Annotated in this window: 11 protein-coding genes; 2 read left to right on the forward strand and 9 right to left on the reverse strand. The window is 73.5% G+C overall.

What is annotated here, in order from left to right:
• The 8 genes from ruvC to pgsA all read right to left on the reverse strand — a co-directional run.
• The coding region (gene ruvC / locus AOK09_RS05975) for a crossover junction endodeoxyribonuclease RuvC (RefSeq protein ID WP_055586080.1) at window positions 1-539 on the reverse strand (539 nt) is incomplete at its 3' end.
• Window positions 540-684: 145 nt separating this feature from the next.
• A complete protein-coding gene (locus AOK09_RS05980) occupies window positions 685-1440 on the reverse strand; it encodes a YebC/PmpR family DNA-binding transcriptional regulator (protein ID WP_055586062.1) in 756 nt (251 codons plus the stop codon).
• Between the two features lie 85 nt (window positions 1441-1525).
• Window positions 1526-2140 carry a pyridoxal 5'-phosphate synthase glutaminase subunit PdxT gene (gene pdxT / locus AOK09_RS05985; RefSeq protein WP_055586063.1) on the reverse strand — a complete coding sequence of 205 codons (615 nt, stop codon included), beginning with the start codon at window positions 2138-2140 and terminating at the stop codon, window positions 1526-1528.
• A gap of 100 nt (window positions 2141-2240) precedes the next feature.
• Window positions 2241-3170 (reverse strand): pyridoxal 5'-phosphate synthase lyase subunit PdxS, encoded by a 930-nt coding sequence (gene pdxS, locus AOK09_RS05990; protein ID WP_055586064.1) that lies wholly within the window; start codon window positions 3168-3170, stop codon window positions 2241-2243.
• A gap of 144 nt (window positions 3171-3314) precedes the next feature.
• The gene (locus AOK09_RS05995; protein WP_055586065.1) at window positions 3315-3860 is read right to left on the reverse strand and encodes a LemA family protein; all 546 of its coding nucleotides are present in this window, start codon (window positions 3858-3860) and stop codon (window positions 3315-3317) included.
• A gap of 150 nt (window positions 3861-4010) precedes the next feature.
• Window positions 4011-5192 carry a glycosyltransferase family 4 protein gene (locus tag AOK09_RS06000; RefSeq protein WP_055586066.1) on the reverse strand — a complete coding sequence of 394 codons (1182 nt, stop codon included), beginning with the start codon at window positions 5190-5192 and terminating at the stop codon, window positions 4011-4013.
• Window positions 5189-6238: a phosphatidylinositol mannoside acyltransferase gene (locus tag AOK09_RS06005; protein ID WP_055586067.1), complete on the reverse strand. Its 1050-nt coding sequence runs from the start codon at window positions 6236-6238 to the stop codon at window positions 5189-5191. The genes AOK09_RS06000 and AOK09_RS06005 overlap by 4 nt, the downstream gene beginning before the upstream one ends.
• On the reverse strand, window positions 6235-6885 hold the full coding sequence (gene pgsA, locus AOK09_RS06010; protein ID WP_055586081.1) for a phosphatidylinositol phosphate synthase: 651 nt from the start codon (window positions 6883-6885) through the stop codon (window positions 6235-6237). Before pgsA ends, AOK09_RS06005 begins: the two co-directional genes overlap by 4 nt.
• Window positions 6886-7205: 320 nt before the next feature.
• On the opposite strand from pgsA, the gene AOK09_RS06015 reads away from it, so the two are divergent.
• Window positions 7206-9419 carry an elongation factor G-like protein EF-G2 gene (locus AOK09_RS06015; protein WP_055586068.1) on the forward strand — a complete coding sequence of 738 codons (2214 nt, stop codon included), beginning with the start codon at window positions 7206-7208 and terminating at the stop codon, window positions 9417-9419.
• 118 nt (window positions 9420-9537) lie between these two features.
• On the opposite strand, the gene AOK09_RS06020 is transcribed toward AOK09_RS06015, so the two are convergent.
• Window positions 9538-9954 (reverse strand): thiol-disulfide oxidoreductase DCC family protein, encoded by a 417-nt coding sequence (locus AOK09_RS06020; protein ID WP_055586069.1) that lies wholly within the window; start codon window positions 9952-9954, stop codon window positions 9538-9540.
• Window positions 9955-10120: 166 nt separating this feature from the next.
• Between AOK09_RS06020 and AOK09_RS06025 the strand changes: the two genes are divergently transcribed.
• Window positions 10121-11767: a hypothetical protein gene (locus AOK09_RS06025; RefSeq protein ID WP_245687143.1), complete on the forward strand. Its 1647-nt coding sequence runs from the start codon at window positions 10121-10123 to the stop codon at window positions 11765-11767.
• Window positions 11768-11784: the final 17 nt, after the last annotated feature.

Here is an 11784-nt window from a genome sequence, read left to right on the forward strand (position 1 = left end):
CCGGTGCGGGGGAGGCGGGCGGCCGGACGGGCGGAGCGGGCCACCGCGGCGGCCAGCCGGTCACCCGCGGCGCCGCGCCACAGGTGGCAGATGGCCAGGGCCAGCGCATCGGCGGCGTCGGCGGGCTTGGGCGGTGCGTCCAGCCGCAGCAGCCGGGTCACCATGGCGCCCACCTGGGCCTTCTCCGCGCGGCCGCTGCCGGTGACCGCGGCCTTGACCTCACTGGGCGTGTGCAGGGCCACCGGCAGGCCGCGCCGGGTGGCGCAGAGCATGGCGACGGCACTGGCCTGGGCGGTGCCCATCACGGTACGGACGTTGTGCTGGGCGAAGACCCGCTCGACCGCGACGGCGTCGGGGCGGTGCTCGCCCAGCCACTCCTCCAGGCCCTGTTCGATCAGCAGCAGCCGGTGGCCGATGTCGCTGTCGGCCGGGGTGCGCACCACGCCGACGCCGGCCATCCGCAGCGGACGGCCCGGCCCGCCGTCGACCACGCCGACTCCGCACCTGGTCAGCCCGGGGTCCACGCCAAGTACGCGCACGCGGTCGCCGCCTCTCCGGTCGATGGCTGTTCGAGAACCCGAGGCTATCGGCAGGGTCGGACAGCGGGGTGCCGCGCCCCGCCGGGTGCGCGTCGGCCCGGCTGCCCGCGGTGGGCGGCCGGGCCGTACGGCGGGTCCGCGGGGATCAGGCGTCGACCTCGGCCATGACCTCGTCGGAGACGTCGAAGTTGGCGAAGACGTTCTGCACGTCGTCGCTGTCCTCCAGGGCGTCGATCAGCTTGAAGATCTTCCGGGCTCCCTCGGCGTCCAGCTCCACCTGCACGCTGGGCACGAAGTTGGCGTCGGCCGAGTCGTAGTCGATGCCGGCGTCCTGCAGCGCGGTGCGGACCGCGACCAGGTCGGAGGCCTCGCTGACCACCTCGAAGGCGTCGCCGAGGTCGTTGACCTCCTCGGCGCCGGCCTCCAGCACGGCGGTGAGGACGTCGTCCTCGGTGAGCTGACCGGCCTTGGGGACGATGATCACGCCCTTGCGGGTGAACATGTACGAGACCGAGCCGGGGTCGGCCATGGAGCCGCCGTTGCGGGTCATGGCCACGCGCACGTCGGAGGCGGCGCGGTTGCGGTTGTCGGTGAGGCACTCGATGAGCACGGCGACACCGTTGGGGCCGTAGCCCTCGTACATGATGGTGCTGTAGTCCGCACCGCCGGCCTCGGCACCGGAGCCGCGCTTGACGGCGCGGTCGATGTTGTCGTTCGGGACCGAGCTCTTCTTCGCCTTCTGGATGGCGTCGTAGAGGGTGGGGTTGCCTGCCGGGTCGCCACCGCCGGTGCGGGCCGCCACCTCGATGTTCTTGATCATCTTCGCGAAGAGCTTGCCGCGCTTGGCGTCGATCACGGCCTTCTTGTGCTTGGTGGTGGCCCATTTGGAGTGGCCGGACATCGCCTGGCTCCTTACAACGTCATCCAACGGAAACGAACAGACTGATCCTACCGAGACCCGGCCCCCCTGCCGGAACCGCCGGAGTTCAGCGCGCGGCGGCCCGGACCAGGTCGACGAAGTACGCGTGCACCCGGTGGTCGCCGGTGAGCTCGGGGTGGAAGGAGGTGGCCAGCAGGTTGCCCTGGCGCACCGCCACCACACGGCCCGCGGCCGGGCCGCCGGACAGCTCGGCCAGCACCTGCACCCCGGCGCCGACCGACTCCACCCACGGGGCGCGGATGAAGACGCCGTGCAGCGGGCCGCCCTCGAGGCCGGCGAAGTCCACCGGGGACTCGAAGGACTCGTTCTGCCGGCCGAAGGCGTTGCGCCGCACGGTCATGTCGATGCCGCCGACGGACTGCTGGTCGTCGCGGCCGTCCAGGATCTTGTCGGCCAGCATGATCATGCCCGCGCAGGAGCCGTACACCGGAAGCCCCTCGGCCACCCGGGCCCGCAGCGGCTCCATCAGCCCGAACGCCAGCGCCAGGTTGGACATGGTGGTGGACTCGCCGCCCGGGATGACCAGTCCGTCCAGGTCGGCCAGCTCCTCGGGGCGGCGGACCGGGCGGGCGAGCGCGTCGGCCTCGGCGAGCGCCACGGCGTGCTCGCGGACGTCGCCCTGCAGGGCGAGGACACCGACAACGGGGGTGCTGCTGGACACGGGATTCCTCTTCGGGACGGGGGTGTGGGCGGCGCCGGCAACGCGTACGGTCCGCCGCGCCGGGACGGGCCCGGTGCGGCGGACCGCTGCGGGACGGGGACTACCAGCCGCGGTTGGCGTAGCGCTCGGCCTCGGGCAGGGTGTCGCAGTTGATGCCGACCATGGCCTCGCCCAGGCCGCGGGAGACCTTGGCGATGACGTCCGGGTCGTCGTAGAAGGTGGTGGCCTTGACCACGGCGGCGGCGCGCTTGGCGGGGTCGCCGGACTTGAAGATGCCCGAGCCCACGAAGACGCCCTCGGCGCCGAGCTGCATCATCAGTGCGGCGTCGGCCGGGGTGGCCACACCGCCTGCACTGAACAGCACCACCGGCAGCTTGCCGAGCTGGGCGACCTCCTTGACCAGCTCGTACGGCGCCTGGAGGTTCTTGGCCGCGACGAAGAGCTCGGTCTCGTCGAGGGTGGCGAGACGGCGGATGTCGGAGCGGATCTGCCGCATGTGGCGGACGGCCTCGACGACGTTGCCGGTGCCGGCCTCACCCTTGGAGCGGATCATGGCGGCGCCCTCGGCGATACGGCGCAGGGCCTCGCCCAGGTTGGTGGCACCGCAGACGAAGGGGGTGGTGAACGCCCACTTGTCGCTGTGGTTGAGCTCGTCGGCCGGGGTGAGCACCTCGGACTCGTCGATGTAGTCGACGCCGAGCGCCTGGAGGACCTGGGCCTCGACGAAGTGGCCGATGCGGGACTTGGCCATCACCGGGATGGAGACCGCGTTGATGATGCCGTCGATCATGTCGGGGTCGGACATGCGGGCGACGCCGCCGTCCTTGCGGATGTCGGCGGGGACGCGCTCCAGGGCCATGACGGCCACGGCACCGGCGTCCTCTGCGATCTTCGCCTGCTCGGGGGTGACCACGTCCATGATCACGCCGCCCTTGAGCTGCTCGGCCATGCCGCGCTTGACGCGGGCCGTGCCGACCTGGGGCTGGTCGCCCTCGCCGTGGGACGGGGTGGCGGGAGTGCTGGTGGACACGAAAGACCTCACTCGGAGACGAATCGGTGCGATAGGCCTATCCTAGGCCCGGCGTGACCCTAGCCGATGCTCCACGAGGTCCAGCTTGCGGGCTCCACTGCGACACCGCGGCGCGGTCAGGTGACGGTCCGGTGACGGTCGGTGCTACTGGGACGCGCCCTCGGGGGTGAGCACCGCGGGCACCTCGTCGTCCATCTCGAACGCCATCGGGAAGGGCGCATGCCCGGCCAGGCGCAGATAGCGCACGATGCGGTGCCTGCGCACCGCCCGCGTCGCCCGTACGGCATCATTGTGGAAGCGCCGTGCCATCGGCACCCGGCGCGCCGCCGCCGCGAGATCCCTGAGCACCTCCTCCCCGCCGGGAGCGGCGCGCAGCGCGGCCACCTGCTCCGGCTCGGCGAAGACCGCCCGCAGCGCCTGGCTGAGCTCGCTCTCGGCGAGCTCGCGGTGCTCCGGGTCGGCCTGCCGGGCGGCGTGCGAGGCCTGGTACAGCACGATCGAGGCGGCCGGGTCCAGCAGCGCGGAGGTGGCCAGCTCCTGGGAGACCGAGGAGCGCCGCACCAGCTGGGCGTCCAGCGCCGCCCGGGCGGCGTCGATCCGGTAGTGCAGCCGGTCCAGGCGCCCGGCCGTCCAGCTGAGGTAGAGCCCGACGGCGACAACGGCGAGGGCGACCCAGATCCAAGTGCTCACGGCGCGCCACCCTACCGGCCGCCGGGCGGCCCGCGGCCCGCCGGACCTCGGGGAGCGGGCGCACGGACACCGCAGGACGGTGTCCGTGCCCGGTGGGCGCGCGGCGGGCCGGGCCGGCGGCGGGGCCGGGCGGGTGCTGCCGGACGAGCGCTAGTCGCGGGCCAGTCCGAGCCGGCCCAGCCAGCCGCTGCGCTCGTCCTCCTCCACCGCGGCGGCCCCGGCCGCCACGGTCTCGTACACCGCGAGGATGTCCGCACCGACCGTCTCCCAGTCGAAGCGCCGCACATGCCGGGAGGCCGCCTCCCGCAGTCCCGCCAGCCGCGCCGGGTCGCCGAGCAGCCGTACCGCCGCCGTGGCGAGCGCGTCCGCGTCCTCGACCGGGAAGAGCTCGCCCGCGCCGCCGCCGTCCAGCACCTGACGGAACGCGTCCAGGTCGCTGGCCAGCACGGGGGCGCCCGCGGACATGGCCTCGACCAGGATGATGCCGAAGGACTCGCCGCCGGTGTTGGGCGCGACATAGAGGTCGACGCTGCGCAGCAGTCGCGCCTTCTCCTCGTCGCTCACCATGCCCAGGAACTCGATCTGCCCGCGCACCTCGTCGGGGACGCCCTCCAGCGCCTCCTCCTCGTCGCCCCGCCCCGCGACCAGCAGCCGCACTCCGGGGCGGGCCGCCAGGATGGCGGGCAGCGCCGCCAGCAGGGTGGGCAGGCCCTTGCGGGGCTCGTTGATCCGTCCTATGAAGCCGATGGTGCCGGGTTCTCCGGCCGGCGCGCCGCCGGTCCAGCGGGGGTCCGGCTCGGCGTCGGCGAAGAAGGAGACGTCCACCCCGTTGGGGATCACCACCGCGTCGCCGCCCAGGTGCTCCACCAGGGTGCGCCGCGCGTACTCGCTGACCGCCACCCGGGCCCGGATCTTCTCCAGGGCGGGCTGCAGGATCGGGTAGGCCGCGATCATCGCCCGGGAGCGCGGGTTGGAGGTGTGGAAGGTCGCGACTATGGGTCCGCTGGCCGACCAGCAGGCCAGCAGCGAGAGGCTGGGCGTGGCCGGCTCATGGATGTGCAGCACGTCGAAGCGGCCGTCGTGCAGCCACCGCCGCACCCGGGCCGCCGACAGGAACCCGAAGTTCAGCCGGGCCACCGACCCGTTGTAGGGGACGGGCACGGCGCGGCCCGCGGAGACCACGTACGGCGGCAGCGGGGTGTCGTCGTCGGCGGGGGCCAGCACGGAGACCTCGTGGCCGAGCCGCAGCAGATGGTCGGCCAGGTCGCGGACGTGGAACTGGACGCCGCCGGGGACGTCCCAGGCATAGGGGCAGACGATGCCGATCCTCACCGGGCGGCCACCTCGTCGGAGCCCTCTGCGCCGCCCGGGCCCTTCGCGTCGCGGCCCTTCGCGTCCGCGCCCTTGTCCTCAGCGCCCCCGTCTTCCGGGCCCTTGCCTTCCGGGCCGCCGGCGACGGATCCCTGCGCCGGGGCCGGGAGGCGGCCCGCGGGCAGGTCGGCCAGCCAGAACCGCTGCAGCATGTGCCAGTCCTCGGGATGGCTGCGGACGGCCTCGCCCCACACCCCGGCCAGCGCCCGGGTCATGGCCGCGGACTTCTCCCGCCGGGTGCCCTCCGCGGGCACCTCGATCTCGGGGTGCACCGTGCCCTTCATCACCGGGGTCCCGTCGTACCAGAGGGTGACCGGCAGCAGCGCCGCACCGGTCTGCACCGCCAGGGCCGCCGGGCCCGCGGGCACCCGGGCGGGTTCGCCCAGGAAGTCCACCTCGACGCCGTTCGCGGACAGGTCCCGGTCGCCGACCAGGCAGACCAGCCCGCCGTCGCGCAGCCGCTTGGCCAGGGTGCCGATGGTGGAGACGGCACCGCCGGTGAGCGGCAGCACCTCCATGCCCAGGCCCTCGCGGTAGGCGACGAAGCGGTCGAAGAGCGACTCGGGCTTGAGCCGCTCCGCGACGGTGGTGAAGCGGTGGCCCAGGTGGGAGACCACCCAGGCGCCGGCCAGGTCCCAGTTGCCCATGTGCGGCAGGGCGAGGATCACCCCGCGGCCCTCGGCCAGGGTGCTGCTGATCACCTCGGCCCCCTCGGGGGCGAAGGAGCGGGCGATCCGGTCGGCGTCCCACACCGGGAGCCGGAAGGACTCCATCCAGTAGCGCAGATAGGAGCGCATCCCGGCCCGGGACAGCGCCCTGATCTCCGCCTCGCCGGCCTGCGGGCGCACCCGGCGGAGGTTGGCCTCCAGCCGCTGCACGCTCTTGCCCCGGCGCTTCCAGGCCGTGTCCGCGATTCTCCGGAAGAGGGCCGCGGCGGCGGGCTCGGGGAGGTGCTTGAGCGCGGACCAGCCCAGTGCGTACGCCGAGTCGACCAGGCGTTCCCTCATACCGTCTCCGCCTCCCGGGCCGCCGCCTCGGCGGCCTCCCGACGCACCGTCAGGATCCGCTGCAGCACGGTGACGAAGCTCCCCACGGCGATCAGCCAGAGGGCGATCGGCAGCAGCCAGTCGACGTACGGCACCCCGAAGCCGTGCAGGCCCGCCAGCCCGGCCGCGACCAGGGTGACCACCAGCCGCTCGGCGCGCTCGACCAGTCCGGAGACGTCGCAGGGCAGGCCCAGGGACTCCGCCCGCGCCTTGGTGTACGAGACGACCTGGCCGCAGGCGAGACAGAACAGCGCCACCGCGCAGAGCGCGAGATTGTCGCCCTTGCCCGCGTACCACATGGCGATCCCCGCGAAGATCGCCGAGTCGGCGACCCGGTCGAGGGTGGAGTCCAGGAAGGCACCCCACTTGCTGGAGCGGCCGGCCTGCCGCGCCATGTTGCCGTCCACCAGGTCGCTGAAGATGAAGAGCGTGATCACAATCGTCCCCCAGAAGAACTCGCCCCGGGGGAAGAAGGCCAACGCGCCCGCCACGGAGCCCGCAGTGCCGATGAGGGTGACCGCGTCCGGGCTGATCCCGGCACGCAGCAGCATCGACGCGAACGGCGTGAGGACGCGCGTGAAGAACGCACGCGCGTATTTGTTGAGCATGGCCTTTCGAACGGCTCCGATCTCACTGGTCTGGTCCCGGCCGCCTGGTCCCGGCGGTCCGGTCCCGGCGGTCCGGTCCGGTGGCTGATCGCGCTGGATCCGCGGGTGGCCCATGGTAGCCGCGCGGCGCTCGCACTCCGGCCGCGCACCCCCTTCGGCGTACGCGGCACGACTTCCGTATGGACCCTGGGCCTGCACGGTGGAAAGCTCGAAGAACCGCGGGTGGCGGCCGCCGCCCACCCGGCGCGGCTCTCCCGTGGCGTGCTCGGCCCTGCGCTGCACGCGCAGTGGCCCCCAGCTTCCAGCGGGAGGAGAGGCACATGGCCGACAAGGGATCCCACACCTCGGGAGCCGCCGGAAGGGCACCGGCGGCCGACCGGCCCACGCAGCTGCGGAACGTGGTGCTGGTCGGCCACAGCGGAGCCGGCAAGACGTCCCTGGTGGAGGCGCTGGCCCTGGCCACCGGAGCGGTGAACCGGGCCGGCCGGGTGCAGGACGGCACCTCGATCTCCGACTACGACGACATCGAGCACCGGCAGCAGCGGTCGGTGCAGCTCTCCCTGGTCCCGCTGGAGTGGGACGGCATCAAGATCAACCTGCTGGACACCCCCGGCTACGCCGACTTCGTCGGCGAGCTGCGGGCCGGGCTGCGTGCTGCGGACGCCGCGCTCTTCGTGGTCTCCGCCGCCGACGGGGTGGACGGGGCCACCCGCATGCTCTGGGACGAGTGCGCCGCGGTCTCCATGCCGCGCGCCGTGGTGGTCACCAAGCTGGACACCGCCCGCGCCGACTTCGACCGGATGGTCGAGGTCTGCCGGGAGGCCTTCGGCGGCGAGAACCCCGAGACCGTACTGCCGCTCTACCTGCCGCTGCACGGCGGCGCCCCGGGCCCCGACGGCGAGCCGGCCGTCTGCGGCCTGGTGGGACTGCTCACCGAGCGGATCTTCGACTACTCCGGCGGCACCCGCGCCGAGCGCGCACCGGACCCGGAGCTGCGGCCCGCCCTGGAGGCGGCACGCGGCCGGCTGATCGAGGGGATCATCGCCGAGAGCGAGGACGAGACCCTCATGGACCGCTATCTCGGCGGCGAGGCGCTGGACGTCAAGACCCTGATCCAGGACCTGGAGCGCGCGGTCGCCCGCGGCTCCTTCCATCCGGTGCTGGCCGCGGCGCCACCCGCCGAGGGCTCCCGGCACGGCATCGGCACCGTCGAGCTGCTGGAGCTGGTCTCCTCCGCCTTCCCCTCCCCCGAGGAGCACGAGGTGCCGGCGGTCACCACCCCGGACGGCAGGACCCACCAGACGCTCGCCTGCGATCCCGAGGGCCCGCTGGCCGCCGAGGTCGTCAAGACCAGCGGGGACCCGTACGTGGGCCGCCTCAGCCTGGTCCGGGTCTTCTCCGGGACGCTGCGGCCCGACGCCGCGGTGCACGTCTCCGGACACGGCCTGGCCGACCGCGGCCACGAGGACCACGACGTGGACGAGCGCATCGGGGCGCTCTCCACCCCCTTCGGCAAGCACCAGCACCCGGCCGCCAAGGCGATCGCGGGGGACATCGTCTGCATCGCCAAACTGGCCAGGGCCGAGACCGGCGACACCCTCTCCGCCAAGGAGCAGCCGCTGCTGATGCGCTCCTGGGAGATGCCCGACCCGCTGCTGCCGGTGGCCGTGGAGGCGCACAGCAAGGCCGACGAGGACAAGCTCTCCCAGGGGCTGGCCAGGCTGGTCGCCGAGGACCCCACCCTGCGCCTGGAGCAGAACCCGGACACCCGGCAGCTGGTGCTCTGGTGCATGGGCGAGGCCCATGCGGACGTCCTGCTGGAGCGGCTGCGCACCCGCTACGGGGTGCAGGTGGACCCGGTGCCGTACAAGGTGCCGCTGCGGGAGACCTTCGGCTCCGCGGCGGCGGCGCGCGGGCGGCATGTGAAGCAGTCCGGGGGGCACGGTCAGTTCGCGATCTGCGAGATCGAGGTGGAGCCGCTGCCGGTGGGCGGGGGCTTCGAGTTCGTCGACAAGGTGGTCGGCGGGGCGGTGCCCCGGCAGTTCATCCCCTCGGTGGAGAAGGGCGTACGGGCCCAGCTCGCCAGGGGCGTCGCCGCCGGGTACCCGATGGTGGACGTCCGGGTGACGCTGGTGGACGGGAAGGCGCACTCGGTGGACTCCTCCGACGCCGCCTTCCAGACCGCCGGGGCGCTGGCCCTGCGGGAGGCCGCCGCGCAGGCCGTCATCCATCTGCTGGAGCCGGTCTCCGAGGTCCAGGTGCTGATCCCGGACGACTACGTGGGTGCGGTGCTGAGCGATCTGTCCTCCCGCCGCGGGCGGGTGCTGGGGACCGAGCCGGTGCCGCCGGGCGGCCGGACGGTGGTGCGGGCCGAGGTGCCGGAGGTGGAGATCAGCCGCTATGCGGTGGACCTGCGGTCGCTCTCCCACGGCACCGGGCGGTTTTCCCGCACGTACGCCCGCCATGAGCCGATGCCGCCGCAGCTGGCGGCGAAGCTGCGCGAGGCAGCGGAGCAGCACCAGCACCAGCACTGAGTCCGCCGCGGGCCGGCGCCGCCTCCTCGGCGGGGACGGCGCCGGCCCCGGCGCGCTCCGTACCCCACGCATCCCGGGCGTACCCGGCACGGCGGTCCGGGAGCCGACCGGGAGTTCCTCAGGCCCGCGGGGGCGGCAGTGCGCAGGCGGGGGTGCCACCGGGCATCCGGTGCCGGTTCCGGGCGATCAGCCGGTACGCCCCGGCGGCGATCCAGCGCCCCGGCGGCAGCACCAGCACGGCGCCCACCACCGCCCACGCGCCCCCGGCGCGCATCAGCAGCCTGGCGACCGCCTGGGCGCCGCCGTGCACCTGCCCCGAGGGCGTCACCCAGAGCACCTCCTGCTCGGCCCGGCCCTCGGTCACCAGCCCCCGGCCGCCGGCGGCCTCGTCCAGCGCGGCCAGATCCGCGAACTGGAAGGGCGTCGCCTCCCAGCGCGGTACGCCCGGATCGGCCAGCCACCTCTCGGCGAACCGCACACAGCTGGAGCAGAAGGCGCAGTCGCCGTCGTAGACGAGCAGAGGTCGCGGTGCCATGGTCCGATCCTCTCCCACCGGCCGCCGCGCATGCCAGGCCCCTCCACCGGGGAGAACCATCCAGACCGGCCGCCCCCGCCCGGGGTGACACCGGATCAGTCGATGATCGGCGCGGCGCTGCGCGGCGCGGTAGCCTGCCGCTGACAGGGGAGGAGGGGGAGGCGTTGTGACCACGCTCGACATGACCCCCGGGGCGCAGATACCCCGGTTCGACACCGGGCCCCAGACCGCGGTCACCCAGGCGCTGGCGTCGGCCGCCTACCGCGACGGTCCGCTGGACGACCTGGTGAAGCTGCGGCCGGACGTCGCACCCAAGGCTCCGCGTTTCGCCCTCTTCCGCGCCAACCTCGGCGAGGCCTTCACCGAGGCGGTCATCGCCCGGACGCTGGGCACCGGCCGCAAGCCGCTGGTGCCGTCCTTCGGCACCGACGCGCGGATGGTGGTGGAGCACTGTCTGGAGGCGCAGGAGCTGCGCAACGAGCGTGACCGGGCGCTCACGGTGGTGACCGTGCTGTCCGGGGTGCTCTTCCTGCCGGGCGCACTGCTCTGGCTGCTGGCCTTCCAGCTGCGGGCGGTGCTCAGGAGGTCCGACGCCAAGCGGTCCGACGTGGTCGGGGGGCTGGTCTTCTTCGTCCTCGCGGTGCTGGGTGGGCTCTTTGTGCTGCGGCCGCCCGCCGCCGGGCTGGCCGGGCTGTATCTGCGGGTGATGATGGTCGCGCCGGTGATCGGCTGGTTCGTCGCCAAGCGGATCTGCCTGCGCAGCACCGAGCGGATGCGGGAGCGCTGGGCGGGGCTGGTGAACGGCAACGCCCTCGGCCCGATGCTGCCGAAGATCGTCCCCAAGGACGAGCGGGACGCCAAGGCGGTGGGGCTGCGCGACCAGCTGGACCGGCTGGCGGGCGAGCAGGAGACCAACGTCCTGCACTACGCGGGCACCAAGGGCATCCTGGGCCTGGGCGGCCGCTGGGGCGCCTGGCACCTCACCGGGCCGCTGGCCCCGCGGGAGGGCGTGGCCGACTTCCACGCCTTCCGGCCGTGGGACCTGGTGCGCCGGATCACCGAGCGGCTGGGGCAGCTGGAGCGCAGCGAGGTCTCCGACGGCGGTATGCCGCACCCCCAGCTGCACCAGTGGGCGGTTCGGCCGGTCGGCGAGAACGCGGACGAGATCTCCCGTCCCGACAACGCCGAGACCATGGACGGCCAGCGGATGCGGGACTTCGCCATGCAGAACCTCTGCAACGCGCAGAAGTTCGGCGACGAGCCGCGGCACTACCAGGGCACCCACTTCGTGCTCTGGAAGGGCCAGCTGGTGGTGTCGCTGCTGACCACCGTGACCGTGCTGCACAACTACCTGCGGGTGGAGGTGACCGGGCACGCGCTGGGCCCGGTCGCGGGGCTGTTCACCACCAAGCCCTCCCCCAAGGAGTTCACCTTCACCCGGCCCGGCAGGCCGTGGAAGGAGGAGACCGGCCACCACCCCGTGGTGAACGCCGACGAGGTGGTGCGGCTGGCCGTACGTGCCCCGCTGATGTGGACCCCGGTGGTGCGGGACTGGCTGGGCGGGCGGCTGAAGCTGCCCGAGCCCTTCGGGCTGCGTTCCGCCTGGGTGGACCGGATGTGGACGCACCGTTTCATGGCCGATGACGCGATCCGGGCCGCCACCCCGATCGTGCGGCAGATCCGCTCGGTGATCGACGAGTTCCTGGGCGAGCACGATGTGGACGTGGAGCACTTCGCCAAGGCCCACTCGCTGCTGCCCGGCGCCGAGGCGGAGGGCGTCCGCCCCTTCAAGGCCGACGTCTACGACGCCTGAGCAGCGACGGCCGCGGC

This window comes from Peterkaempfera griseoplana (genome assembly GCF_001418575.1).
GTDB lineage: Bacteria > Actinomycetota > Actinomycetes > Streptomycetales > Streptomycetaceae > Peterkaempfera > Peterkaempfera griseoplana.